At 66.2% G+C, this 24,924-nt stretch carries 22 protein-coding genes; 16 read left to right on the forward strand and 6 right to left on the reverse strand.

Translation table 11 applies throughout. The features are described from left to right. Positions 1-300 precede the first annotated feature (300 nt). The 6 genes from ABV408_RS16520 to ABV408_RS16545 all read left to right on the forward strand — a co-directional run bounded on the left by ABV408_RS16520 (position 301) and on the right by ABV408_RS16545 (position 9,438). Complete coding sequence (locus ABV408_RS16520) at positions 301-2,652, forward strand: FdhF/YdeP family oxidoreductase (RefSeq protein ID WP_353979984.1); 2,352 nt, start codon at positions 301-303, stop codon at positions 2,650-2,652. Positions 2,653-3,078: 426 nt separating this feature from the next. Then, positions 3,079-4,776: an L-lactate permease gene (locus ABV408_RS16525; protein ID WP_353979986.1), complete on the forward strand. Its 1,698-nt coding sequence runs from the start codon at positions 3,079-3,081 to the stop codon at positions 4,774-4,776. Between the two features lie 310 nt (positions 4,777-5,086). Beyond that, positions 5,087-6,523 (forward strand): glycolate oxidase subunit GlcD, encoded by a 1,437-nt coding sequence (glcD, locus tag ABV408_RS16530; RefSeq protein ID WP_405049948.1) that lies wholly within the window; start codon positions 5,087-5,089, stop codon positions 6,521-6,523. A gap of 77 nt (positions 6,524-6,600) precedes the next feature. Then, the gene (glcE, locus tag ABV408_RS16535) at positions 6,601-7,731 is read left to right on the forward strand and encodes a glycolate oxidase subunit GlcE (protein ID WP_353979988.1); all 1,131 of its coding nucleotides are present in this window, start codon (positions 6,601-6,603) and stop codon (positions 7,729-7,731) included. An 8-nt stretch (positions 7,732-7,739) separates the two neighbouring features. Continuing rightward, on the forward strand, positions 7,740-8,996 hold the full coding sequence (gene glcF, locus ABV408_RS16540; protein WP_353979990.1) for a glycolate oxidase subunit GlcF: 1,257 nt from the start codon (positions 7,740-7,742) through the stop codon (positions 8,994-8,996). Positions 8,997-9,036: 40 nt separating this feature from the next. After that, positions 9,037-9,438, forward strand: a complete 402-nt coding sequence (locus tag ABV408_RS16545) for a heme-binding protein (protein WP_353979991.1) — start codon at positions 9,037-9,039, stop codon at positions 9,436-9,438. 9 nt (positions 9,439-9,447) lie between these two features. Here the strand turns inward: ABV408_RS16545 and rluF are convergent, their stop codons facing one another. Together rluF and ABV408_RS16555 are read right to left on the reverse strand one after the other, a co-directional pair. Beyond that, complete coding sequence (gene rluF, locus ABV408_RS16550; RefSeq protein ID WP_353979993.1) at positions 9,448-10,530, reverse strand: 23S rRNA pseudouridine(2604) synthase RluF; 1,083 nt, start codon at positions 10,528-10,530, stop codon at positions 9,448-9,450. Between the two features lie 148 nt (positions 10,531-10,678). Continuing rightward, entirely contained in the window at positions 10,679-11,344 is a 666-nt protein-coding gene (locus tag ABV408_RS16555; RefSeq protein ID WP_353979994.1) for a helix-turn-helix domain-containing protein, read from the reverse strand. Between the two features lie 157 nt (positions 11,345-11,501). On the opposite strand from ABV408_RS16555, the gene ABV408_RS16560 reads away from it, so the two are divergent. The 4 genes from ABV408_RS16560 to ABV408_RS16575 all read left to right on the forward strand — a co-directional run bounded on the left by ABV408_RS16560 (position 11,502) and on the right by ABV408_RS16575 (position 15,586). Continuing rightward, entirely contained in the window at positions 11,502-12,191 is a 690-nt protein-coding gene (locus ABV408_RS16560) for a glutathione S-transferase family protein (RefSeq protein ID WP_353979995.1), read from the forward strand. 350 nt (positions 12,192-12,541) lie between these two features. Next, positions 12,542-13,954 carry a Na+/H+ antiporter NhaC gene (gene nhaC / locus ABV408_RS16565; protein WP_353979997.1) on the forward strand — a complete coding sequence of 471 codons (1,413 nt, stop codon included), beginning with the start codon at positions 12,542-12,544 and terminating at the stop codon, positions 13,952-13,954. 24 nt (positions 13,955-13,978) lie between these two features. Further along, complete coding sequence (locus tag ABV408_RS16570; RefSeq protein ID WP_353979998.1) at positions 13,979-14,890, forward strand: aminotransferase class IV; 912 nt, start codon at positions 13,979-13,981, stop codon at positions 14,888-14,890. Between the two features lie 30 nt (positions 14,891-14,920). Continuing rightward, complete coding sequence (locus ABV408_RS16575; protein WP_353979999.1) at positions 14,921-15,586, forward strand: GntR family transcriptional regulator; 666 nt, start codon at positions 14,921-14,923, stop codon at positions 15,584-15,586. Here the strand turns inward: ABV408_RS16575 and ABV408_RS16580 are convergent. After that, on the reverse strand, positions 15,571-16,092 hold the full coding sequence (locus ABV408_RS16580; RefSeq protein ID WP_353980000.1) for a YgjV family protein: 522 nt from the start codon (positions 16,090-16,092) through the stop codon (positions 15,571-15,573). The genes ABV408_RS16575 and ABV408_RS16580 overlap by 16 nt on opposite strands. A gap of 164 nt (positions 16,093-16,256) precedes the next feature. Between ABV408_RS16580 and ABV408_RS16585 the strand changes: the two genes are divergently transcribed. From ABV408_RS16585 to ABV408_RS16595, 3 genes are all read left to right on the forward strand, one after another. Beyond that, on the forward strand, positions 16,257-16,970 hold the full coding sequence (locus tag ABV408_RS16585) for a dienelactone hydrolase family protein (protein WP_353980001.1): 714 nt from the start codon (positions 16,257-16,259) through the stop codon (positions 16,968-16,970). Between the two features lie 154 nt (positions 16,971-17,124). Then, the gene (locus ABV408_RS16590) at positions 17,125-17,373 is read left to right on the forward strand and encodes a GlsB/YeaQ/YmgE family stress response membrane protein (RefSeq protein ID WP_353980002.1); all 249 of its coding nucleotides are present in this window, start codon (positions 17,125-17,127) and stop codon (positions 17,371-17,373) included. A 95-nt stretch (positions 17,374-17,468) separates the two neighbouring features. After that, complete coding sequence (locus ABV408_RS16595) at positions 17,469-18,089, forward strand: flavin reductase family protein (RefSeq protein WP_353980003.1); 621 nt, start codon at positions 17,469-17,471, stop codon at positions 18,087-18,089. A gap of 7 nt (positions 18,090-18,096) precedes the next feature. Here the strand turns inward: ABV408_RS16595 and ABV408_RS16600 are convergent, their stop codons facing one another. The 3 genes from ABV408_RS16600 to ABV408_RS16610 are packed head-to-tail and all read right to left on the reverse strand — an operon-like array spanning position 18,097 to position 21,286. Then, positions 18,097-19,689, reverse strand: coding sequence for a diguanylate cyclase domain-containing protein (locus ABV408_RS16600; protein WP_353980004.1), 1,593 nt, complete (start codon positions 19,687-19,689; stop codon positions 18,097-18,099). 3 nt (positions 19,690-19,692) lie between these two features. After that, positions 19,693-20,115: a hypothetical protein gene (locus ABV408_RS16605; protein ID WP_353980005.1), complete on the reverse strand. Its 423-nt coding sequence runs from the start codon at positions 20,113-20,115 to the stop codon at positions 19,693-19,695. 10 nt (positions 20,116-20,125) lie between these two features. Next, entirely contained in the window at positions 20,126-21,286 is a 1,161-nt protein-coding gene (locus ABV408_RS16610; protein WP_353980006.1) for a porin, read from the reverse strand. A 259-nt stretch (positions 21,287-21,545) separates the two neighbouring features. On the opposite strand from ABV408_RS16610, the gene ABV408_RS16615 reads away from it, so the two are divergent. The 3 genes from ABV408_RS16615 to ABV408_RS16625 are packed head-to-tail and all read left to right on the forward strand — an operon-like array spanning position 21,546 to position 24,922. Continuing rightward, positions 21,546-23,108, forward strand: coding sequence for a bifunctional GNAT family N-acetyltransferase/carbon-nitrogen hydrolase family protein (locus tag ABV408_RS16615; RefSeq protein WP_353980007.1), 1,563 nt, complete (start codon positions 21,546-21,548; stop codon positions 23,106-23,108). Positions 23,109-23,152: 44 nt separating this feature from the next. Next, positions 23,153-23,950, forward strand: a complete 798-nt coding sequence (locus ABV408_RS16620; RefSeq protein ID WP_353980008.1) for a M90 family metallopeptidase — start codon at positions 23,153-23,155, stop codon at positions 23,948-23,950. A gap of 57 nt (positions 23,951-24,007) precedes the next feature. Further along, positions 24,008-24,922 carry a methylenetetrahydrofolate reductase gene (locus ABV408_RS16625; RefSeq protein ID WP_353980009.1) on the forward strand — a complete coding sequence of 305 codons (915 nt, stop codon included), beginning with the start codon at positions 24,008-24,010 and terminating at the stop codon, positions 24,920-24,922. Positions 24,923-24,924: the final 2 nt, after the last annotated feature.

Below are 24,924 nucleotides of genomic sequence, written 5' to 3' on the forward strand. Positions count from 1 at the left end.
TACTGTAAACGGTAGCCGGCACAGCGTGAGGGAAGCGCTGCATGACTATCCGCACGGACTCGGCGTCCCCAGCGAATGACTACGTGGCACGGTACTGGGGCGCCAGCCCGGCCGAAGGCTCGCCTTCTGCGTTCCGTACGCCTTGCCCTTCGGCTCGTTCGGCTCGTTCGGCTCGTTCGGCTCGTTCGGCTCGTTCGGCTCGTTCGGCTCGTTCGGCGATGTATTCAGCGCTTCCCGAGTTCGCGGTTCACTGGCAACGCTGTGCCGGCAGTTCGCAGGTCGATCAAGGAGACCACGGTCATGTCACATCAACTCAAGGATGATGAACTGCACGGCCAGCAGGGCGAGCACGACGCCCCGGGCGGCGGCTGGCAATCGGTGCAGGCCACGGAGACCCATTTTCTGCGCGAGAAGGTGCCGTTCAAGGGCAACTCGCTGATGCTCAAGATCAACCAGCCCGACGGCGGCTTCGAGTGCCCCAGCTGCGCCTGGCCCAACCCCAAGAAGCCCGGCCCGCTGGAGTTCTGCGAGAACGGCGCCAAGGCGGTGGCGTGGGAAGCGACCGCGGCGCGCACCACGCCGGAGTTCTTCGCCCAGCACAGCGTGAACGAACTGCTGGCGTGGTCGGATCACGCGCTCGAAAAGCAGGGGCGGCTGACACATCCGCTGCGCTACAACCCCACCACCGACAAGTACGATCCCATCGACTGGGAGACCGCCTACCGCGAGATCGGCGAGCGCATCCAGACCTACGACCCGACCCGGGTCGAGCTCTACACCTCCGGGCGCACCTCCAACGAGGCCGCCTTTCTATGGCAGCTCTACGGCCGCATGATCGGCACCCACAACTTCCCCGACTGCTCCAACATGTGCCACGAGACCACCACGGTGGCACTGCCGCAGAGCATCGGCGTGGGCAAGGCGACCACGGTGCTGGAGGATTTCGAGCACGCCGACTGCATCTTCCTGTTCGGCCAGAACGCCGGCACCAACAGCCCGCGCATGATGGGCCTGCTGCACGAGGCGCGCCTGCGCGGCGCCGAGGTGATCACCTTCAATCCGCTGCGCGAGCGGGCGCTGGTCAAGTTCGCCAATCCGCAGACACCCAAGGACATGCTGACCAACCACGGCGTACCGATCAGCAGCCAGTACCATCAACTGCGCATCGGCGGTGATATCGCCGCCATCCAGGGCATGTGCAAGCACATCATCGCCGCCGACGACGAGGCCCGCGACAACGGCGGCAAGCGGGTGATCGACCACGACTTCATCCACATGCATACCGATGGCTTCGAAGCCTTCGCCGAACACTGCCGCCAGCTACCCTGGGAGCGCATCGAGCGCCACAGCGGGCTGACCCGCGCCGCCATCGGCGAGGCGGCCGAGGCGTGGATTCGCGCCGAGCGGGTGATCTGCTGCTGGGGCATGGGCATCACCCAGCACATGCGCGGCGGCGACAATATCCACCAGATCCTCAACCTGCTGCTGATGGGCGGCCATATCGGCCGACGCGGCGCCGGCGCCTGCCCGGTGCGCGGCCACTCCAACGTCCAGGGCGACCGCACCGTGGGCATCTTCCACAAGTCCGGCGAAGCCTTCCTCTCCAAGCTGGACGAGCTCTTCGGCATCGAGTGCCGGCGCGAGCACGGCCATGACGTGGCGCTGTGCTGCGAGGCGATCCTGCGCGACGAGGCCGACGCCTTCCTCGGCATGGGCGGCAACTTCTTCCGCGCCATCGCCGATCAGGCCCGGGTCTGCGCCCACGTCGAGAAGATCCCGCTCACCGTGCAGATCGCGACCAAGCTCAACCGCAGCCATCTGATCCACGGACAGGCGGCCTATCTACTGCCGGCGCTGGCGCGCACCGAGAAGGATATCCAGGCCGGGGTCGAGCAGACCATCACCATCGAGGATGGCATGTGCAACGTGCAGGGCTCCAAGGGGGCGCTGGAACCGGCCTCCGAACACCTGCGCTCGGAGATCGCGATCGTCGCCGGACTGGCGCGGGCGACCCTGGCCCCCAATCCCAAGGTCGACTGGGCGTGGCTGGCCGAGGATTACGCGCGCATCCGCGACAAGATCGAAGCGAGCCAGCCGGAGACCTTCTACGACTTCAACCAGCGCCTCGCCGCCGACGGGGTGTTCCATCTCGATATCGCCGCCCGCGACCGGGTATGGAACACCGACTCCGGCAAGGCGCACTTCCTGTTCCCGCAGGACCACCTGACGGAGGACGAGTCCGAACCCGGCGATGCCCACTTCCAGCTGCTCTCGATCCGCGGCCACGATCAGTACAACACCACCGTCTACTCCTACGACGACCGCTATCGCGACATCTACGGCACGCGCATGGTGCTGATGATGAACCCGCGGGATATCGAGAAGCACGGCTTCGAGGCGGGCAACAAGGTGACCCTGAGCACGCTCAGCGACGATGGCGTCGAGCGCAACGTCTCCGGCTTCAAGATCATCGCCTATGACCTGCCCGAGAACTGCCTGGGCGCCTACTATCCCGAGGTCAACGACCTGATCCCGGTGGCCAACCGCGACACCGGCAGCAATACCCTGGCGGCCAAGTCGATCCCGGTGAACGTGACGCTGATGTCGACCGAGCAGATCGAAGCCGATACCGGCCTGCTCGCCACCGGCTGAGGCGTCCATCGCAGCGCCGAGATGTGCAACCTGCCAGAACGATCGAAGCGCCGGGGAGACCCGGCGCTTTTTTTGGCACCGATAAGCAAGCTGACACCGATCACCGGCACCGTCCATTAGTCGCATCATCGCGGCTCCCTCGACCCCGCGACACACCCCGGCGCCACCAGGCAAGCCTTGCAGCAAGAGGCCCGCAGGCAACCCACCGCAACGATTCACCATGGTCTGACCACTTATCCACGGATAGCGCACGCCCGGGCGTCTGGCTATCGTGCCAGCATCCGCCCCTGCCCCGCGGCACGGACGGGGGATGGCGTCTAAGCGGCGTCGAAGAACGGCTTCTCACGCGCTTCTCGACCCGAACGAACAACAGTCACGCTCGCATGAAAACCACGCTCTCATAAAAATCACAGAAGGGCTTTCGCTATGGACCATACGGTGTTGTCACTGCTTGCCTTCCTGCCGCTGATCCTGGCCGGGGTACTGCTGATCGGCCTGCGCATGGCGGCGCGCACGGCCATGCCGATCGTCTTCGTGGTGGCGGTGCTGATCGCACTGTTCGCCTGGGACATGACCGCCAACCGGGTGCTGGCATCGACTCTCCAGGGGCTGATCCTGACCGTGGCGCTGCTGTGGATCATCTTCGGCGCCATCCTGCTGCTCAACACGCTCAAGCACTCCGGCGGCATCATGGCGATCCGCAACGGCTTCTCCGGCATCAGCCCGGACCGCCGCGTGCAGGCGCTGATCGTCGCCTGGCTGTTCGGCTGCTTCATCGAGGGCGCCTCGGGCTTCGGCACGCCGGCCGCAGTGGCCGCGCCGCTGATGGTGGCACTCGGCTTCCCCGCGCTGGGTGCGGTGGTGGTGGGGATGATGCTGCAGTCGACCCCGGTCTCCTTCGGCGCCGTGGGCACGCCGATCGTGGTCGGCGTCACCGGCGGGCTCAACCAGGCGGCGATCAGCCAGCAGCTCGCTGCCGACGGCTCGAGCTGGGAGACCTTCTTCCGCCTGATCACCTCCGAGGTGGCGCTCACCCACGGCCTGATCGGGGTGTTCATGCCGCTGATCCTGGTCACCGTGATGGTGCGCTTCTTCGGCGAAAATCGCTCCTGGCGCGAGGGCCTCTCGATCGCACCCTTCGCGCTCTTCGTCGGGGTCTGCTTCGTGGTGCCCTACATGCTGGTGGGGGTCTTCCTGGGGCCGGAGTTCCCGTCGCTGCTGGGCGGATTGATCGGTCTGGCGATCGTGGTGCCGGCGGCACGCAAAGGCTTTCTGCTGCCCAAGGATATCTGGGACTTCCCGCCACGCTCGCAGTGGCCGGCCGAGTGGCTGGGCACGATCGAGATCAAGGTCGAGGACGTCGCCGGGCGCGCCCCGATGTCGACCCTGCGCGGCTGGATGCCCTATGTGATCGTCGCCGTACTGCTGGTGATCTCGCGCACCGTGCCGGCGGTCAAGTCGGCGCTCTCCTCGGTCAGCACCGGCTGGAGCAACATCCTCGGCGAACAGGGCGTCTCCGGCAGCGTGGAGTGGCTCTATCTGCCCGGCGGCATCATCCTGATCGCGGTGATCTGCACCATCTTCCTGCACCAGATGCGCGCCAGCCAGGTCAAGGCGGCATTCGCCGAATCCTCGAAGACCCTCCTCGGTGCCGGCTTCGTGCTGCTGTTCACCATCCCCATGGTGCGCATCCTGATCAACTCCGGCGTCAACGAGTCCGATCTGGTCTCGATGCCGGTGGCGATGGCGCAACTGGTGGCCGACGGCGTGGGCCACGTCTATCCGCTGTTCGCCCCTGCGGTGGGCGCGCTGGGCGCCTTCATTGCCGGCTCCAACACCGTCTCCAACCTGATGCTCTCGGCGTTCCAGTTCAACGTGGCCGAGGCGCTCAGCGTCTCCACCGCGATGATGGTGGCGCTGCAGGCGGTGGGCGCGGCGGCCGGCAACATGATCGCCATTCACAACGTGGTCGCGGCCTCGGCCACCGTGGGGCTGCTCGGCCGCGAGGGCACCACGCTGCGCAAGACGATCCTGCCGACCCTCTACTACTGCCTGTTCGCGGGCATCGTCGGCCTGCTCGCCTTCTACGTGTTCCATATCGGCGACCCGCTGATGGGTGGCTGACCACCGCCCGTCCCGGACCATGGCGATGCCTCGGCATCGCCATGGTCTGACCAATTAACAACATCTACGTCTTTTGGCTAATGGTGAGCCCCCTGTCGCTTTCTCACAATGCCAGAGATCAGTATGGAAATACTTTCCACAACGTTGCGCGGCACCGGCATCTCTTGGCAGAGGCGCCACGTGCGAGCGTCCGCAGAGACGCCGCTCCAAGACAAGCACCCCATGACGGCAATCCAGGGAGTAGACCGTGACCCTGCTCTACGATGAAAGACTCGACGGTGAGATCGCCAGCGTCGACAAGGCCACGCTGATGGCGGCGATTCACGCCGAGGCGCCAGGGCTCACCCTGCTGGCGCGCGAAGAGGATCTGCGCCCGTTCGAGTGCGACGGGCTCTCCGCCTACCGCACCCTGCCGCTGCTGGTGGCGCTACCGGCGACCCTCGAAGAGGTGACGGCGCTGATGCGGGTCTGCCACGCCCAGCGCGTGCCGGTGGTGACCCGCGGCGCCGGTACCGGGCTCTCCGGCGGTGCGCTGCCGCTGGCCAAGGGCGTGCTGCTGGTAATGTCGCGCTTCAACCGTATTCTCGAACTCGATCCCGATGCGCGCCTGGCGCGGGTGCAGCCGGGGGTGCGCAACCTGGCCATCTCCGAAGCCGCCGGGCCGCACGGGCTCTATTACGCCCCCGATCCCTCGTCGCAGATCGCCTGTTCGATCGGTGGCAATGTCGCCGAGAACGCTGGCGGGGTGCACTGCCTCAAGTACGGGCTCACCGTACACAACGTGCTCAGCGTCGAGATCGTCACCATCGAGGGTGAACGCATGACCCTGGGCAGCGAGGCACTGGACGCGCCCGGCTTCGATCTGCTGGCACTGTTCACCGGTTCGGAGGGCATGCTCGGGGTGATCACCGAGGTCACCGTCAAGCTGCTGCCCAAGCCGCAGGTGGCCAAGGTGCTGATGGCCAGCTTCGACGACGTCGAGCGTGCCGGCAAGGCGGTGGGTGACATCATCGCCGCCGGCTGCATTCCCGGCGGCCTGGAGATGATGGACAACCTGGCGATTCGCGCCGCCGAGGACTTCGTCCACGCCGGCTATCCGGTCGAGGCCGAGGCGATCCTGCTGTGCGAGCTCGACGGCGTCGAGGCCGATGTCCACGCCGACTGCGAGCGCGTGCGCGAGCTGCTCGAGCGCGCCGGGGCCAGCGAGATCCGGCTCGCCCGTGACGACGCCGAGCGTCAGCTGTTCTGGGCCGGGCGCAAGGCGGCCTTCCCCGCCGTGGGGCGCATGTCGCCGGACTACTACTGCATGGATGGCACCATTCCCCGGCGCGAGCTGCCGCGGGTGCTCAAGGGCATCAACGAGCTCTCCGCGACCTACGGGCTGCGCGTCGCCAACGTCTTCCACGCCGGCGACGGCAACCTGCATCCGCTGATCCTGTTCGACGCCAACCGCCCCGGCGAGCTGGAGACCGCCGAGACCATCGGCGCCAAGATTCTCGAACTCTGCGTCGAGGTCGGCGGCACCATCACCGGCGAGCACGGCGTTGGACGCGAGAAGCTCAACCAGATGTGCACCCAGTTCGCCGCCGACGAGCTGACCCAGTTCCATGCGGTCAAGTTCGCCTTCGACGAACATCGCCTGCTCAATCCGGGCAAGAACATTCCCACGCTGGCGCGCTGCGCCGAATTCGGCGCCATGCACGTGCACCACGGCGAGCTGCCCCACCCCGAGCTGCCCCGCTTCTAGGGTTTGTGCGAGAAGTCAGCGAGCGAAGGTAGTTTTCGTACAAAGTCTAGCTAGTCGTTCGAGTCAGGAGATGCGTGATGCCACACCCCCAGGACCAGCGCCCCGAGTTCACCCCTGCGGATCAGGCCGGGCCTACCCTGGATAGCGGCCAGGACCTGAGCAACGCGCTCTGCGAGCAGGTGCGCCAAGCCCACCGCGAGCGCACACCGCTGGTGATCCAGGGCGGCGGTACCAAGGCCTTCTACGGCCGCCGGGTCGCTGCCGAGAGGCGCCTCGCGCTCGGCGAGCATCAGGGCATCGTCCACTACGATCCGGTCGAGCTGGTGGTCACGGTACGCGCCGGCACGCGCCTGGCCGAGCTCGAAAGCGCGCTCGCCGCCAGCGGCCAGCGGCTGCCGTTCGAGCCGCCGCACTTCGGCGATGCGGCCACCGTCGGCGGCATGGTCGCCTGCGGTCTCTCCGGGCCACGCCGCCCCTGGAGCGGAGCGGTGCGCGACTTCGTGCTCGGCACCCGGGTGATCACCCATGACGGCAAACTGCTGCGCTTCGGCGGCGAGGTGATGAAGAATGTCGCCGGCTACGATCTGTCGCGGCTGATGGTCGGCGCCCAGGGCACGCTGGGGGTACTCGCCGAGGTCTCTTTCAAGGTGCTGCCGCTGCCGCCGGCGAGCGCCTGCCTGCGTCTGGAGATGGACGAAGCGCGCGCGCTAGACCGTCTACGCGCCTGGGGCCGCGAGCCGCTGCCGTTGAGTGGCGCTGCCTTCGCCGAGGGCGTGCTGCATGTGCGTCTCGAAGGGGGCGAAGGCTCGGTGGCATCGACCCGCGAACGCCTGGGCGGCGACGCCGATGATGCCACCTTCTGGGAAGATCTGCGCGAGCAGCGCCTGGCCTTCTTCTCGCCGCAGGACCCACGGCCGCTGTGGCGGCTCTCGCTGCCGGCCCGCGCCCGGCGCCCGGCGCTGAGCGGCGACTGGCTGTGCGATTGGGCCGGTGCCCAGCAGTGGCTGCGCAGCGACGAGCCCGCACCGCACGTGCACGAGACCAGCATCGCCGCCGGCGGCCACGCCACGCGCTTCGGCCCCGCGCCCGACGGCGCCTCGCCGTTCTCGCCACTGCCCAAGGTGCTGGCGCGCTATCACCAGCAGCTCAAGACGCGTCTCGACCCGCACGCCATTTTCAATCCCGGCCGGCTCTACGCCGACTGGTAGGAGCCACCATGCAGACACAATTCACCGACGCCGCGCGCGAACGGCCCGCGATCCGCGAAGCCGACCGCATCCTGCGCACCTGCGTGCACTGCGGCTTCTGCAACGCCACCTGCCCCACCTATCAGCTGCTCGGCGACGAGCGCGACGGCCCGCGCGGGCGCATCTACCTGATCAAGGAGCTGCTGGAGAGCGACGCCGGCGACGACCAGGTGACCCGCGAGACCCAGCTGCATCTCGACCGCTGCCTCACCTGCCGCAACTGCGAGACCACCTGCCCCTCCGGGGTCGAGTACCACAAGCTGCTCGACATCGGCCGCGCCGAGGTCGACCGCCGGGTCGGGCGCACCCCGCGTGAACGCGCGCTGCGTCTGGGATTGCGCAAGGCGCTGGCCGAGCCCAAGCGCTTCCAGGCCCTGCTGGCCCTGGGCCAGACCTTCCGTCCGCTGGCTCCAGCCGCGCTGCGCGACAAGATCCCACCGCGACCGGCACCGCGCCGGGCACGCCCCGCGCCCGAGCGTCACGCCCGCCAGATGCTGATCCTGGAAGGCTGCGTGCAGCCCGGCCTGGCACCCAACACCAACGACGCCACCGCGCGCGTGCTCGACCGCCTGGGTATCGGCGTGCGCGCGGCGCGCGACGCCGGCTGCTGCGGCGCGATCGATTTCCATCTCAACGCCCAGGACACGGGGCGGGCGCGCATGCGCGCCAATATCGACGCCTGGTGGCCGCTGATCGAAGACGGCGCCGAGGCGATCGTGCAGACCGCCAGCGGCTGCGGCGCCTTCGTCAAGGAGTATGGCGAGATGCTCGCCGACGACCCCGCCTATGCAGACAAGGCCCGCCGCGTCAGCGAGCTGGCCAAGGATCTGGTCGAGATCCTGCGCGAGGAGGATCTCGAAGCGCTGGCCGGGAGTACCACCGCCAACGACGCCCAGCGTCTCGCCTTCCACTGCCCGTGCACACTACAGCACGCGCAGAAGCTCGGCGGGGCGGTGGAAGGCGTGCTCACACGTCTCGGTTTCGATCTCGCGCCGGTACGCGATGCCCATCTCTGCTGCGGCTCGGCGGGCACCTACTCGATCACCCAGCCGGTGCTGTCGCGCCAGCTGCGCGACGCCAAGCTGGAGGCCCTGGAGGCCGGCCAGCCCGACACTATCGTCACCGCCAACATCGGCTGTCAGAGCCACCTCGATGGCGCCGGGCGCACCCCGGTGCGCCACTGGATCGAGCTGGTCGACGAGCGTCTGGCCGCGCCCCAGGCATGACTCACAATCCCCTGTTGTCAGTTTCCCCAGGAGCCACACCATGAAGACCCAATCCGTACTCGAACTCGCCGACGTCAACGCCCTGCTGGACAGCGCCCAGCGTGAAGCCGAGGCCCAGGGCTGGGCGGTCACCATCGCCGTGGCCGACGCCGGCGGCCATCTGCTGGGCCTGCGCCGGCTCGACGGCGCCGCCCCCTTCAGCGCCGGCATCGCCAGCGAGAAGGCCCGCAATGCCGCCATCGGCCGCAAGGAGACTCAAGTCTTCGAAGAGATGATCAACAATGGCCGCACCGCCTTCGTCAGCGCGCCCATGCAGGCGCTGCTCGCAGGCGGCGTGCCGGTGATCGTCGACGGTGAGGTGATCGGCAGCGTGGGGATTTCCGGGGTCAAGCCGGAGCAGGACGTACAGGTGGCCAAGGCCGCGGTGAAAGCCATCGGCTAAGCGCCCGACCTAGCGCTTCTTGCCGCGCGGGCCCTTGGCGTTGGGCGCCCCTGGCTTTCCGCCGCGCCCCTTGGCGGCGGGCTTGCCGCCGGGTTTGCCAGTGACGCTCGGCTTGCCTTTCCCTCCGGGTTTGCCCTTGGCACCAGGCTTGCCGGCGGCGCCGCTCTTCGGGCCGGAGCGGGCGTTGGCGCTGCCGCGCTTCTTGGCACTGGCCGCTCCGCCTCTGGCAGCATCACGGCCGGCACGCTTGCCAGCGGAAGACGGCTTGCTGCCGGGAGCGGACTTGCCACCGGCGCGAGGCTTGCCGGTCGCCGGCTTCGCAGCGCTGCCGCTGCGCGCGCGCTTGGGCGTGCGCTCCGGCTCGGCTTCGCTGCCGGAGTCGCGGGTCAACGCGATGAGCGTATCGATCTCCTTTGGCGTGAGATCCCGCCAGTCACCCAGCGCCAGCCCCTTGAGCGAGATGTTCATGATCCGGGTACGGATCAACTGCGTGACCTCGTAGCCGAAGTACTCGCACATGCGGCGTATCTGGCGGTTGAGCCCCTGCACCAGCGTAATGGTGAAGACGAAGGTCGACTCGCGGCTGACCTGGCAGCGCTTGGTCACCTGACCGAGGATCGGCACCCCCTGCTGCATACCCGCGATGAAGTCGTCGGTGATCGGCTTGTCGACCGTCACCCGATAGACTTTTTCATGCTGGTTGTGCGCGCGCAGGATCTTGTTGACCAGATCGCCGTCGTTGGTCAGCAGAATCAGCCCCTGGGAATCCTTGTCGAGCCGGCCGATCGGGAAGATGCGCGCGCCGTGTTTGACGAACTCGACGATGTTGTCCTTCTCGCTGGACTCGGTGGTACTGACGATCCCCACTGGCTTGTTCAGCGCGATCAGTACCAGATCCTCCGCCTCCCGCGGCTCGATCTCCTGGCCGTTGACCTTGACCCGATCACCCGCCACCACCTGGTCGCCGGTGGTCGCGCGGCGGCCGTTGATCCAGACGTTGCCCTGCTCCACGAAGCGATCGGCCTCACGGCGTGAGCACATGCCGCTCTCGCTGATGTACTTGTTGATCCGGGTCGATTGTCGTAGCGCCATAAGGGGTCGTCCAGCCAGAAAAAAAGATGCCTCGGCATCGCTCGAGTAGCCACCGGTGAAACGGCATCACCCGGTGACCGCGCCTAGTTTGACGCTTCAGTCGCGCCGATAAAACCGGCGTCAATTCGAGGTGTCCGCCCCGGCGGTATCAGAGAGGAATGAGCCCGCGCGGCCAGTCGCGTGACAGACGCGCCGCGGCCTCGATCAGCAGTGGCGCGTGGTGGACCTCGATCCGCGCGTCGATCCGCGCACTGGGCCCGGAGAGTGACAGCGCGCCTCTCAATTCACCCTCACCATCGTAGACAGCGATCGCCGCCGTCGACAGTCCGGCCTGACGTCCACCCTGGGAGAGCGCCAACTGCCCCGCCGGCAGCTCGCCACCCAGGGCCTGATCGATGGCCTCTTCCCCGATTGGCAGGCGCACGCCCTCGTCGAGGTGGTGGCGCAGTTCCAGGTGGCCGTTCTCGCGCAACCGACAGATCCTTGCCTCACCATCGCGTACGTGGAACGCCGCGGTCTCTTCGCTGGCATCACGCAGTGCCACCAGCACCGGCCGGACCAGACGCTCCAGCTGCGGCCCCTCCACTGCCAGCGGCGCCAGCGTCAGCACCGCCGGGCCGATCCGATAGACCCCGCGCTCGTCGCGCGCCACATAGCCGAAATGTTCGAGCGAGGCCATCAGCCGCAGGATGGTGCTCTTGTAGAAGCCGGTGGCATTGGCCAGTTCGGTCAACGTCAACTCGTGCCGATCTCGCGAGAACGCGCCAAGCAGCGTCAGGGCGCGCTCCACCGCCTCGACTCGTCGTTGTGCCATGGAGACTCTCTTCACCGGAATGGACCATCGATCAGCGACGAATGTTGCGTCAGACGAAACGCCATTGCAACGCGAAGCTTGGCATGTAGGCGCGCGACGCTTTCCCGCTCCCACCGGCTCAGCGCATACTCGTGGCGACACAGCCCTGGAGGTGGATATGACGTATCGGCTCTTTATCGCCAACAAGAACTACTCATCCTGGTCGATGCGCCCCTGGGTGCTGCTGCACGCGCTGGAGATCCCCTTCGAGGAGGTGATGACCCCGTTCGAAGGGGACGGCAAGCAGGCAGCCTTCGCCGAATTCTCACCCACCGCCAAGGTGCCCTGTCTGCATGATGGCGACAGCGCGGTGTGGGAGTCGCTGGCGATCATGGAGTACATCGCCGAAAGCCATCCAGCAGCCTGGCCGCAGGCGCGCGAGGCACGCGCCTGGGCCCGCTGCGCCAGTGCCGAGATGCATGCGGGCTTATTCGCGCTGCGCGATGAGTGCTCGATGAGCTGCGCCCTGCGCATCGAGCTGGGTGAACCCAGCGCCGCCCTCGCGCGGGATATTGCCCGCCTCGACACCCTGTGGCAGGAAGGCATCGCGCGCTTCGGCGGCCCCTGGCTGGCGGGTGCGCGCTTCACCGCAGTGGACGCGATGTTCGCCCCGATAGCAGTGCGCGTGCATGGCTACTGCATCTGCCTGGAGGGCGCGGCCCGCGACTACGCCGAGCGCCTGCTGGCGCACCCGGCGGTAGCGAGCTGGATCGAACAAGGTATCGCCGAGCCGTGGGTCGACGAGCCCCACGAGGCCGACTGCATCCGCGGACGTCGGGTACTCGCAGACCGCCGCCAGCCGGCCTAGCGTTTCGATGCATGGCCGTCTCGTTCGCTGTGATGGCCATGCTGACTGGCGCCTGCGCTCATGCGTCAGGCGCTGATCATCTCTGACTCAGCACTCCCCCCAGCCGCTCACTTCCTTCACGACCAGCCTCCTCGCTGCTCGCCATGGCTCGTGCCTCACGTCGCCTCGCCGCCCATTACCGCTCTTATCACCCAAATCGATCTGTCGAGCTCTGAATGATGCGGTCGCCTTTCCGGCATGCCTCTGTGATGACTTTTCGACCTCTTCGGCTTGAGTCGCACACATTGTATGCTGTATACAATTTATTGACGCACACCGCATAACAAGCTCAATAACGTTCGAGGTGTCCCATGAGGCCACAATCTGCCCGTCGTCCGGGCCCGGTCGCGCTCTGCCTGATTCTCGCCAGCTTCGCCGCCATCATGTCGACGGTGCTGCTACTCAAGATGCCCGTCGCACTGGCGCTGTTCGCTGCCTGGTTTGCGATGTTCGCCATCGGCAAGGGCCTCGGCCACGCCTATGACTCGCTCCAGCAGGGTGCATTCGACGGTATTCGCAGCGGCCTCGAGGGGGTGATGATCATCATCACCGTCGGCGCGCTGATCGGTGCCTGGATCGCAGCTGGCATCGTTCCCAGCGTGATCTACTACGGTGTTGCCCTGATCGACCCGGCCTGGTTCCTGCCCGCCGCCTTCCTGATCTGCGCCGCAACCGGGCTGGTGACCGGCACCTCGTTCGGCGCCGTGGGCACCATCGGCATCGCCATGATGGGTATCGGGCACGGCTTCGAACTGCCGCTACCGCTCGTCGCCGGCGCGGTGATTTCCGGCGCCTACGTGGGCGATAAGCTCTCGCCCCTCTCCGATACCACGGTACTCACCGCCTCGCTGTGCGAAGTGCCGTTGATCGAGCACGTGCGCTCGATGCTCTACACCGGCGTGCCCTGCGTCACGCTGACCACGCTCGGCTTCGCCCTGGCCGGGAATCACCTTTCCCGTAGCGGCTATGACATGCAGCAGGCGGACGCGGTCATGGCTCAGCTAGATGCGCACTTCATGCTCTCTCCCTGGTTGTTACTGCCGATACTCGCCACGCTGGTGCTGCTGGCACTGCGCAAGCCCGCGCTGCCAGTGATCGCGATTGGCGCCGTGCTCGGCGTGCTCTGTGCCTGGCTGGCTCAGGGCGCCACGCCACTGCAGGCGGTGACCACGCTGTATGCCGGCAATCAGGGCGACTACGGCTCGGGCTATCTCGCCAGCATCCTCAATCGCGGCGGCATCGTCTCGATGCTACCGGTGATCGCCATCGTCATTTTCGCACTGGGGCTGGGGGGTCTGATGGAGCGTATCGGCGTCCTCGATACCATCGCCACCGCGCTCACACGCATGGTCCACCGCAGCACTGGCCGGCTGACCCTGGCCACCATGGCATGTGGCTTTTTCGGCACGATCTTCGGCGGCGCCGCCTACGTGGCGATCTTCACCGCGGCCTCGATGACACGAAACATCTACGACCGGCTCGGGCTGCAGCGGGTGGTGCTGTCGCGCAACGTCGAGGCCGGCGGCACGCTCTCGACCCCAATGATTCCCTGGACCAGCGGCGCGGTGTTCATGGCCACCACTACCGGTGTTGCGACCACCGATTACCTGCCGTTCCTCTGGTACCACTGGCTGGTGATGGTGTTCTCGCTGCTCTATGGCTTCACCGGCTTCGCCATGTGGCAGCGGCCGCAGCCCGCCCCGGAAACAGAACCCGCCGCCTGACCGTACAGCATGGAAGGAAACCGCATGACTCACACTACTGGCAGCTCGCAATCCTACGTGGCCGATACCCGCAACGAAGAGGTGATCGTCTATGTCGACGGCGAATTCAAACCCAAGCACCAGGCGACGGTATCGATCTTCGACAGCGGCTTCGTCCTCGGCGACGGCGTCTGGGAAGGCATCCGACTGGTCGATGGCCGGCTGATCGCGCTCGACGAGCATCTGGAGCGGCTCTATCAAGGCGCCGCCTCTATCTCGCTGGATATCGGTGTCACCCGCGACGAGCTGGTCGACCTGATTCGGGAAACTCTGGACAAGAACAGCATGCACGATGGCGTGCATATTCGGCTGATGGTGAGCCGCGGGCTCAAGAGTACTCCCAACCAGGACCCGCGTTTCCTGCGCGGCAAGGCCACCATCGTCATCGTCGCCGAGCACAAGGTGGTGGACAAGGCCACCAAGGCGCAGGGCCTGACGCTATTCACCTCGACCTTTCGCTGCAGCAGCCCCGACGTCTTCGATCTGCGGCTCAACTCCCATAGCCGGCTCAACTTCATTCAGGCACTGATTCAGGCGATCAATGCTGGCGCCAACGAAGCACTGATGCTCGACCCGCATGGCTTCGTCGCCAGCTGCAACTCGACCAACTTCTTCATCGTTCGCGACGGCGAGCTGTGGACTTCCACCGGGCGCTACAACTTCAATGGCATCACCCACAAGACGGTCATGCGTCTGGCGCGGCAGGCGGGTATCGTGGTGCGCGAGCTGGACTTCACCCTGGCGCAGACTTACACCGCCGACGAGGCTTTCGTCACCGGCACGCTGGGTGGTCTGACACCGGTCTATCACATCGACGGACATGCTATCGTGAACCGCCGTGACGCCAGCCTGATGCAGCGTCTGACGGGTCTCTACGACGACTACCTCAAGGGCTGACGTCATAACTCACGCCACTTTGAGAAACGCATGCTATCGACCGATATCGCGCAGATTCCGGCCCGCCAGACGCTCTGGGAGCAGACCGCCCAGCGCCTGCAGACACTGATCGCCAATGGCACCATCGCCCCCGGTACGCGGTTGACCGAGAATGCGCTGGCCCAGCAGCTCGGCGTCAGCCGCGCGCCGCTGCGCGAAGCCATCCGCCATCTGATGAATATCGGCCTGCTGATCAGCGAACCCTACAAGGGCGTACGCGTGCTCGAACTCACACCCGAGGGGCTGCATCAGCTCTATGAGTACCGTACCGGCCTGGAACAGATGGCGTTCACGAGCCTCTGGCCCAAGCGCACCGCGGCCAGTTTCGACGACCTAGAGCAGCGCCATGCGCGCCTGCTCGAGGCGATCGATGCCGGCGACGGTGCACAGGCGATCGACCGCGAGCTCGCGCTGCATCAATGGTGCTACGAGCTCAGCGGCAACCCTCTGCTGCTCGATGCCTGGTCGCGCATCAAACCGCACCTGCAGTGCTACTTCGTGCTGCACCAGCGCGCACACAACCGCCCCGGACCGGCCCGCCAATCGCACGACAGCTACCTGGAACACGCCAAGGGTGACTCGCTGGAGGCAACGCTCAGCTATATCGCCCGTCATATGCAGCAGGGCCTGGCGCAGGTGATTCAGACCCTGGACTGATAGCACCAGCGCCGTAGCCGCCAGATCGTCACCAGGTTGGTCACCAGCGCCAGCAGTTCGGCGACGATGCCGCCGAGGGAGCCGATCAGCGCGTTGTTGATCAGCCATGCCAGCGCGGCTGCGGCCAGACACAGCCGCATGGGGATGCCACGCAGCATGAACATGCCCACGGTACCGAACAGCGTCGCCACCAGCGGCCACAGGTCCGCTGGACCGCGCGCTGCGGCCAGCGCCACCGCCAGGTTGAGCACCAGCATGCCGAGCATCACCCGCCAGTCGCCGCGATAGTGGCGCGCCAGCAGAATCCGCACGATCACCAACAGCGTGATACCCGCCGCCGTCCACTCGCCGAACAGCAGGAAATGCACGGCAAAGGCGACATTGGCGAAGATCAGGTGGAGCAGCAGCCGATCGTCCTGGCGGCTGGCAAAGGCCAGGATGATGAAACCCAGCGCGATCAGCCCGCCGAGCTGTGCGACCAGCGTGGTGGCATCGAGTGGCGGCATGCGTCCCTCTCCCTGTGACGGCCGCGTTCCCCGGCCGATGCTAGATAGCCTGCTATACTTTTCCCCGGGTTGTCCGGCGCGCCGCCGGGCGCCGTTTCAGCGGCCACTGCCGGCAAGACGCCCCTCGCCGGCCAAGATCATTTACCCCGTACAGGAAGCCAGACATGCCCCAGACCCACATCAAGACCGAATGGATCGAGATCACCGCCGAGGACGGCAAGACGTTCAAGGCTTATCAGGCGCTGCCACACAAGGGCAAGGGCCCCGGCATTCTGCTGATCCAGGAGATCTTCGGCGTCAACGGCCATATCCGCGGTGTCGCCGAGCAGTACGCCATGGATGGCTACAGTGTCATCGCGCCCGATGTCTTCTGGCGCGAAGCGCCAGGGGTCGAGCTGGGCTATGACGGTGACGACTGGAAAGCCGCCGTGGCGCACAAGCAGGCGCTGGACTACCCCACCGTGATCAGCGACCTGCGCGCCGCCACCCGGGCACTGCGTGCAAGCCCGGTGTGCGAAGGGCCGATCGCCTCGGTGGGCTACTGCATGGGCGGTGTGCTTTCCTACCTGTGTGCGCTGGATGCGGGCGTCGATGCCGCGGTGTGCTACTACGCCGGTGGCCTCACCGAGTATCTCGATCGCGCCGGCGAGCTCGCGGTACCGGCCCAGTTCCACTTCGGTGCCGAGGACGATCATATCCCGCTCGATCATGTCGAACAGACCCGCGACGCGTTCGCCGCCAACCGCGAGGTCGAGGTGCATCTCTATGACGGCGCCGAGCACGGCTTCAACTGCTGGTCGCGGGCGAGCTATCACCAGCAGGCCGCGGCGCTGGCCCATGGGCGCACTTTGACCTTTCTCGCTGGCCGCACAGCCTGAAGCGCGACCCCGCCACGCTAGGCCTTTGTCAGGCGCTTGCCGGGCGCGGCGACGCCGACTAGCTTCTGACCAGGATAGATACTGTCAGCCATAGACCCCTTTACTCGCTAAGGCGCGCCATCTCGGCAGGCGCCAACCCAGCCAGGAGGCACTCATGGGCATCATCACGTGGATCATCTTCGGTCTGATCGCCGGCGCCATCGCCAAGCTGATCATGCCGGGCAAGGATCCGGGCGGCTTCATCGTCACCATCATCCTCGGCATCCTGGGTGCGGTCGTGGGTGGCTGGATCGGCACCGCACTCGGCTTCGGCAGCGTCTCCGGCTTCAACCTCGGCAGCTTCGCGATCGCCGTCCTCGGCGCCATCGTGCTGTTGATCGTCTATCGCGTGGTGCGCAAATAGCGCCAAACCCAGTCTCCCCTCATCGTCGCCGCGGGCATGGTGCCGGCGGCGGCCACTGCCGCCACGTCATCGCGTCCCCTCAGGAATCTTTCGCTATGCCCAGCAACGCCCACTTCTACCAGCCCCGAGAGGGGCATGGCCTGCCGCACAATCCGTTCAAGGCGATCATCGGCCCGCGCCCGATCGGCTGGATCTCGTCACAGGACGCGTCGGGGCAGTTGAATCTGGCCCCTTACAGCTTCTTCAACGCCTTCGCCGATACCCCGCCGATCATCGGTTTCTCCAGTGCCGGCTACAAGGACAGCGTGCGCAACATCGAACGCACCGGCGAGTTCTGCTGGCAGCTGGCGACCCGCCCTCTGGCCGAAGCCATGAACCAGAGCGCGGCGTCGGTGGCCCCGGAGGTCGACGAGTTCAGCCTGGCCGGGCTCACCCCGAGCGCCTCCCAGGTCGTCGCGGTGCCCCATGTGGGCGAAGCCCAGGTGGTTTTCGAGTGCCGTCTGAGCCAGACGCTGCGGCTGCGCTCCGCCGCTGGGGAAGAGATCGACAACTGGCTGGTACTGGGCGAGGTGGTCGGGGTGCACATCGATCCTGCCCTGCTGGTCGATGGCATCTATCAGACCGCCGCCGCGCGCCCGATCCTGCGCGGCGGCGGTCCGGCGGACTACTTCGAGGCCGCCGAGGCGCAGCGTTTCCAGATGCGCCGACCGGGCTGAGCGCGGCTCAGCCGTTGCCGTCGGACGTGTGGAAGCGCCAGGTATTGCGCCCGGCGCGCTTGGCCGCGTACATCGCGCGGTCGGCGAGCAGCAGCGCCTGCTGCGGCTCCTCGGTATCCACCCCGAGCAGCGCCACCCCGATGCTGACCCCGATGGTGATCGCCACCCCCGACTCGAGCTCGATCGGGGTCTGCAGCCCCGCGACGAAGCGCGCCAGCAGCGCCTCGACCTCGTCGCGCTGCCCGCACCCTTCCAGCAGCAGCACGAACTCGTCACCGCCCAACCGCGCCACGTAGTCGCGTTGGCGCAGCAGCATCGCCAGCTCGCCGCCGACGTGGCGCAGTACACGGTCTCCGGCGTGGTGACCGTGGGTGTCGTTGATCTGCTTGAAGTGATCGAAGTCGAGCAGCACGAGGGCGTGGCAACGATCCGGGTAGAGCCGATGATGGCGCCCCATCACCGCCAGACGGCGATCGAAGCCACGCCGGTTGCCGAGCCCGGTCAGCGGGTCGGTCACCGCCAGCTGCTCGGCCGCGTCCGCGGCGCGCTTACGCGCGGTGACATCATGTGCGACCCCCTGCAAGCGCCCGGCCTCCAGCGGGTTGAGCACCAGATTGACCCAGCGCCGCGGCTCCTCGTCGCCCAGCGCCACCTCCCACTGCTGCCCACGGCCGCCGGCGACCACCGTGGCCGGGCTGGCGCCAAAGCTGCCCTCGGGGTCGACCAGGGTGGCGAAGTCGATCGGGTGACGGGTCAGGTCGCGCTTGGCGGGCAGCTTGAACAAACGCCGGAAGGCGGGGTTGGCGACGCGGATCGTGCCATCGTCGTCGACCTCGAAGATTCCCGTCTCGACATTGTCGAAGATCGCCCGGTAGCGGCGCTCCTCGACCTCGCGCTCGAGGCGCAGACAGCGCTCGGCGTCGAGGCTCTGGACCAGGTTATCGATCATGGCGTTGACGCTGTTCACCAACTGACCGATCTCGTCGTCGCGGTTACCCCGCGGCGCCTGCAGTTTCTGCCCGGTTTCCGCCTCCAGCGCTCGCAGCCGTTGCGACAACCCGGTGATCGGGCGGGTCACGTAGCGCACCACCACCAGCACCACACAGAAGCCGATCCCCAGCAGCTGCAGCAGCAGCGCACCGCCGACAAAGCGCGAGGCCTGACCGACCAGACCATCGATATAGCGCTGGTCGGGATCGATGATCAGGCGGCACAGGGGTGTCTCGGGCTCGAACGGCGACGATATCTCGCGCGTGAACAGGGCATCGTTGGGGCTGTCGATCGGCCCGCCCCGACCGATCAGCAGTTTGCCGTCGAGGGATTCGATGCGTACTGCATGCACGATGTCGTTGCTCAGCAGGCCATCGGCCAGCTCCCGCGCCAGCTCCTCGCCGTTCAGGAAGCAGGCGATCTGTGCCGTGCGCTCGACCGTGGTCAGCAGGCCCTCGAGGCGCGCCTGCTGCTCCCGATGCACACTCTGGGCGCGAAAGTGCACCGCCAGCAGCAGGAAGGCGACGCCCAGCAGGCCCACGATCAGCAAAATGATCGCCGTGGTGCGCAGCGCCAGGCGGGTTTGTAACAGCATCAGCAGTCGCGACATCGCTCACTCGCTCAGTATCAGCACGACGTGCAGATCGTCACCCACCTCGCGGCTGTCGAGATAACCGACGGCGCTCGGATTGTGCGCCACCAGCTGGCGCATCTCGACGGCCGTCGTTACCTGCTGCGGCGGGGAGGCCTCGCCCGAGAAGACCAGGCGCGCCCAGTAGGCGTTGATCTCGGCCAGATTCTTGTTCACCAGCGCACGATAGAAACGCACCTTGAGCGGTGCCACGTCCAGCGGCAGCGCCGGATTGCCATTGGGCAGCTTGCGATAACGGCCCATGAAGATATTGACCACCTCGCTGCGGGTGAGCTGACCGACGCCGCTGCCGGCCTCGACCACGATGGCGATATCCGCCTTCGCCGGAAGCGTCAGCGTCAGCGTCAGTAGCGCTATGAGAAGACAGGCGCGCACGCGAATCATGCCCAGGTTCCTAGAAGATGAAGTCCAGCCCGAGACTGAAGATCGAGCTCCAACCGCCCTCCCAGTCGCTGTCGCCACGCCACAAGAAGCCAGGCCTGTGTGTATCGATACGATCGAGCTGCACCTTGAGTGCGATATCCCTGGCGACGTCGAAGCGCGTACCGAAGGTCCAGGTGCGCTGGTCGATATCGGTGACGTCGGGATGGGTGGAAGACGTGATGGCACGGGAGTGCGCGACATAGGGCGTCACCTGCCCCAACCGGTAACCGACCGAGAGCAGCGCCGAATCGATCCGGCCGTGGTAGCGCGCGGTACGGCTACGGTTCCACATCGCCTGTACCTGCAGCGGGCCGCTGTCATACAGCGCCCCCAACGAGAACAGCCGCAGCCGCGAGAAGCCGAGCGCGCGTTCGACCTCGCGCTCGCCATCCAACCCGGGTATCTGAAGGCTGTCGATCTCGTTCACCAGCCCACCAGTGTAGTCCACGTCCGAGCGCACTTCGGTATAGCTGGTGCGCAGGCGCCAGGGGCCGTGCTCGTAGTCGAGGTGTCCGCCGTAGACGGCGTCGGCATCGAAGTCCGCGACCAGGTCATCGACCACGTGGATGCGGCTCTCGGAGCGCCCGGCGTAGAGCTTGAGCCGCACCAGGTCGCTGCCCAGCGGCTGCTTGAAGGTGATGTCGGCGCCGTCGATATGGGTCAACTGCAGCATGCCGAACTGATCCACCGGGGGTCTCGCCCAGGGGTAGGCGTAACCCACGTAGCGCGAATCGGCGAGCTGGAAAACATCCCAACCCAGACGCCCGGCGCGCAGCTGCAGCGCGGGGTCAGGGCGATAGCGCACGAACGCCCAGCTCAGCTCGGGGCGGTAATTGCCGCTGTCGTGGTAGCGGCTGATCCCCTGCACCACCAGGTCCCAACGCGGCTCGAAACGCCACTCGAGCTGCGCCCCTAGCAGGCTGTCGACCCGCGCACTCCACCCCTCTCCGGCGCCCTTGGGCTGGCCGATGTCACGCAGGAACTCGGCATCGGAATTGTCGCTGTGAACCAGCCCCAGGGTGCCGAAACCGCTCAGCGTGAGGCGGCCGTCGTCGCTTGCATGAAACGCCTGGGCCGCCAGACTCATGCTCATCAGCACCAGTCCCAGCCCTATCTGTCGCCATCGCTGCATACCGGGTCTCAGGGGTGGGCGGCGTGGCTGCCACGCGTCCCACCGCTCGAAGAAAAATTAGAATGTCTGCATTATTGTCGGCAGATGACAGCCTTTCTGAAGTCGGCAACCCGCCGAGGGCGCAGGCACGGGCCGGTTCTGCCCACCCAAGCGACGCCACTCGGCGGGGAACGCGACGTGTTAGACTTTGTCTCTATAAGCCCATTTTTCACGCCAATGTGCGCCGACCGTTATTGGCCCGGATGGAGATAGCCGCTCAATGTCTCTGGAAGAACTGCATCTCAACCTGCGTAACCTCGCCTGCGCGGATTATCCGCAGCTCAAGCGGCTGATGGACGCCGTCTACGACGACATCGGCGGTGCCTGGTCCCAGCACACCATCGACAAGCTGATCGACGAGTTCCCCGATGGCCAGATCATCATCGAGGACGACGACAAGATCGTCGGCGTCGCGCTCACCGTGCGGGTCGATTACGACCGCTTCTCCAACCCGCACAAGTACGACGAGCTGATCGGCCACCGCGAGATCATTCTCAACGAACCCGAGGGCGATGCGCTCTACGGTCTCGACGTGCTGATCGACCCCGCCTACCGTGGCTATCGCCTCGGCCGGCGCCTGTATGAAGCGCGCAAGGACCTGTGCCGCTCGATGAACCTGCGCGCGATCCTGGCGGGCGGGCGAATCCCCAACTATCACCAGCACGCCGAGGAGATGTCGCCGGCGGAGTACATCGAGCGGGTCGCGCGCAAGGAGTTCTACGACCCCATCCTGTCGTTCCAGCTGGCCAACGACTTCCTGGTCAAACGGCTGTTGAAGAAGTATCTGCCCGAAGACGAGAAGTCGATGGGCTACGCCACCCTGCTGGAGTGGAACAACATCCTCTACGAACCGGCCAGCCTGGTGATCGACACCCGGCGCACCCAGATTCGGGTGGGCGCGGTGCAGTGGCAGATGCGCGAGTTCGACTCGGTCGAGTCGGTCCTCAAGCAGGTCGAGTTCTACGTCGACGCCATCTCCGACTATCAGAGCGACTTCGCGGTCTTTCCGGAACTGTTCAACACGCCATTGATGGGGCTGACCGACCAGACCGATCAGGTCGCGGCGATTCAGTTCCTGGCCGGCTTCACCGAGCGCTTCAAGAACGAGATCTCGCGCATGGCGGTCTCCTACAACATCAATATCGTTGCCGGCTCGATGGTGGAGAAGGGCGAGGACGGCAAGCTCTACAACGTCGCTTACCTGTGCCACCGCGATGGCAGCGTCGACCGCCAGGCCAAGCTCCATATCACTCCTCAGGAGCGCCGTGACTGGGTGGTCGAGGGCGGCGACGAGCTGTGCGTGTTCGAGACCGATGCCGGCCGCGTGGGCATCCTGATCTGCTACGACGTGGAGTTCCCGGAGCTGCCGCGGCTGCTCGCCGAGCAGGACATGGACGTGCTGATCGTGCCGTTCTGGACCGACACCAAGAACAGCTATCTGCGCGTGCGCCACTGCGCTCAGGCCCGGGCGATCGAGAACGAGTGCTACGTGGTGGTGTGCGGTAGCGTCGGCAACGTGCCCTCGATCGAGAACCTGGACATCCAGTACGCCCAGTCGTCGGTGTTCTCGCCCTCCGACTTCGCCTTCCCTCACGATGCGGTGCTCTCCGAGACCACGCCCAACACCGAGATGGTGATGTTCTCGGATCTCGACCTGACCAAGCTCAAGCTGGTCCGCAACGAGGGCGCGGTGACCAACCTCAAGGATCGCCGCCTGGACCTCTACGACCTGCGCCTGCGCGACTGGTCGTGGAAGTCCGGAGCGCGTCAGGAAGAGAGCTGAGGCATGCGGCGAGGCGAGCGTAACGCCACCACGGAGAGGCGCGCGTGAAGCGGCCGGGCTGGTGGCCCATTCGGCGTGGTGCTCCCGCGTTCGATGCGGCGTGCTGGCAGGCGGTACGCCAGGGCCTGCCGCTGCTCGCCGACCTCGACGACAGCGACGCCGCACGCCTGGGTGAGCGCGCCTGGCAGCAGCTGCACCGCTGGCAGTGGGCGGCGTCCGAGGAGGTCGAGTACGATCTCGCCGCCCAACTGGCGATCGCCGCCCAAGCCTGTCTGCTGACGCTGGCCTGGAGCGACGACGACGCCAGCGCCGCCTTCGCCAACGTGCACGATATCGTGCTGGTCGCCGACGCCTTCCACCGCCGGGTGGAGGAGCTGGACGACTTCGGCGTGATGCACGAGTACGAGGACGAGCGCGCCGGCGAGACCTCCTGGCGCGGCCCGGTGGTGCTGGCCTCCCCCGAGGTCGGCGCCAGCGGCGACTACTCCGGCTACAACGTGATCATCCACGAGTTCGCCCACAAGCTCGACCTGGGCAACTCCCACGATGTCGACGGCTTTCCGCCGCTGGCCGCCGCGAGCGAAGTCACCGCCCAGGAGTGGCATCGCATCTTCACCGCGGTGTGGGACGACCTGCAGGCGCACCTCGCCCGCGGCGAAGAGACACCGATCGACGACTACGCCGCCACCCACCCCGGCGAGTGCTTCGCGGTCTGCTGCGAGCTCTTCTTCACCGCCCCGGATCAGCTGATCGAGGTCTATCCCGCGCTTTATGACCTGTTGAAGCGCTACTTCGGGCAGGACGCCATGACGCGTTTCACACGTCCCCCGCCCTCCGCCTGAGGCCGATTTCAAAATTCGAACGCAATAGCGTAAAAAACCGCCGGATGGAGGGTCAAGATGTCGGCGCCATTCGCCAAGCCCAAAGACGCGGTGACGACACCGCTGAACGAGGGGCCTTGCGTGCCATTCACCCCGCTGTCCCAGGGGTATTCGATAGAGGCCACACCGAAGGCGATACTTGGAGACAGGGTCGAATGGGGTGCCGTCCCCGAGGAGACCCGCATTTTCATTCCCCAATTCCCGAAGAATACGCACGCAGAGATGCTGGCTTGCGCCAAGCGATTGCAGGGCATGGGATTCAAACCGGTACCCCATGTGACCGCCCGTAGGCTGGCCGACAAGCGTGAATTCGAGCGTTTGCTATCGAAACTGGTGGCAGAGACCGCTGTCGATGAGATCCTGCTGCTGGCCGGCGGCGACGACACGCCTCACGGCCAGCTCGGCAACACGCTCGAGCTGCTGGAGTCGGGTATCATCGAGCGTGTCGGCATACGGCGTATCGGTGTGGCGGGGCACCCGGAGGGTCACCCCGAGGCGACGCAGGAAGCGCTCGACCGTGCCTTGGCGATCAAGAATGCCTTTTCGGTCGAGACCGGTATACCGCTCTACATCGTCACCCAGTTTTTCTTCGATGCCGACCCTTTCATTGCCTGGGAGCGTCGTATTCGGGAGCAAGGCAATCGGTTGCCGATTCATGCCGGCCTGCACGGTCTGGCCAGTGGACCCAGCCTGCTCAAGCACGCCATGGCTTGCGGGGTCGGTTCCTCGGTCAAGGTGCTACACAGGAACATGACCGGATTGAGAGGATTGCTAGGCCTGAGCTGGCGAGGTCAGGATCCGGGCCGGATCGTCAAGGCACTGGCTGCCTCCAAGGAGCGCGATCCGGCCAGCAACCTGGCGGGCTTCCACTTTTATGCCCTGGGTGCGTTCGATCTCACGGTGAAGTGGGCCAATCGTTTCGCGCAAACTTGAGG

Source organism: Salinicola endophyticus (genome assembly GCF_040536835.1).
Lineage (GTDB): Bacteria > Pseudomonadota > Gammaproteobacteria > Pseudomonadales > Halomonadaceae > Salinicola > Salinicola endophyticus_A.

Coding starts and splice junctions, on each gene's coding strand:
- ABV408_RS16520 (WP_353979984.1), top strand. CDS start 301: ATGTCACATCAACTCAAGGATGATGAACTGCACGGCCAGCAGGGCGAG.
- ABV408_RS16525 (WP_353979986.1), top strand. CDS start 3,079: ATGGACCATACGGTGTTGTCACTGCTTGCCTTCCTGCCGCTGATCCTG.
- glcD (WP_405049948.1), top strand. CDS start 5,087: ATGGCGGCGATTCACGCCGAGGCGCCAGGGCTCACCCTGCTGGCGCGC.
- glcE (WP_353979988.1), top strand. CDS start 6,601: ATGCCACACCCCCAGGACCAGCGCCCCGAGTTCACCCCTGCGGATCAG.
- glcF (WP_353979990.1), top strand. CDS start 7,740: ATGCAGACACAATTCACCGACGCCGCGCGCGAACGGCCCGCGATCCGC.
- ABV408_RS16545 (WP_353979991.1), top strand. CDS start 9,037: ATGAAGACCCAATCCGTACTCGAACTCGCCGACGTCAACGCCCTGCTG.
- rluF (WP_353979993.1), bottom strand. CDS start 10,530: ATGGCGCTACGACAATCGACCCGGATCAACAAGTACATCAGCGAGAGC.
- ABV408_RS16555 (WP_353979994.1), bottom strand. CDS start 11,344: ATGGCACAACGACGAGTCGAGGCGGTGGAGCGCGCCCTGACGCTGCTT.
- ABV408_RS16560 (WP_353979995.1), top strand. CDS start 11,502: ATGACGTATCGGCTCTTTATCGCCAACAAGAACTACTCATCCTGGTCG.
- nhaC (WP_353979997.1), top strand. CDS start 12,542: ATGAGGCCACAATCTGCCCGTCGTCCGGGCCCGGTCGCGCTCTGCCTG.
- ABV408_RS16570 (WP_353979998.1), top strand. CDS start 13,979: ATGACTCACACTACTGGCAGCTCGCAATCCTACGTGGCCGATACCCGC.
- ABV408_RS16575 (WP_353979999.1), top strand. CDS start 14,921: ATGCTATCGACCGATATCGCGCAGATTCCGGCCCGCCAGACGCTCTGG.
- ABV408_RS16580 (WP_353980000.1), bottom strand. CDS start 16,092: ATGCCGCCACTCGATGCCACCACGCTGGTCGCACAGCTCGGCGGGCTG.
- ABV408_RS16585 (WP_353980001.1), top strand. CDS start 16,257: ATGCCCCAGACCCACATCAAGACCGAATGGATCGAGATCACCGCCGAG.
- ABV408_RS16590 (WP_353980002.1), top strand. CDS start 17,125: ATGGGCATCATCACGTGGATCATCTTCGGTCTGATCGCCGGCGCCATC.
- ABV408_RS16595 (WP_353980003.1), top strand. CDS start 17,469: ATGCCCAGCAACGCCCACTTCTACCAGCCCCGAGAGGGGCATGGCCTG.
- ABV408_RS16600 (WP_353980004.1), bottom strand. CDS start 19,689: ATGTCGCGACTGCTGATGCTGTTACAAACCCGCCTGGCGCTGCGCACC.
- ABV408_RS16605 (WP_353980005.1), bottom strand. CDS start 20,115: ATGATTCGCGTGCGCGCCTGTCTTCTCATAGCGCTACTGACGCTGACG.
- ABV408_RS16610 (WP_353980006.1), bottom strand. CDS start 21,286: ATGCAGCGATGGCGACAGATAGGGCTGGGACTGGTGCTGATGAGCATG.
- ABV408_RS16615 (WP_353980007.1), top strand. CDS start 21,546: ATGTCTCTGGAAGAACTGCATCTCAACCTGCGTAACCTCGCCTGCGCG.
- ABV408_RS16625 (WP_353980009.1), top strand. CDS start 24,008: ATGTCGGCGCCATTCGCCAAGCCCAAAGACGCGGTGACGACACCGCTG.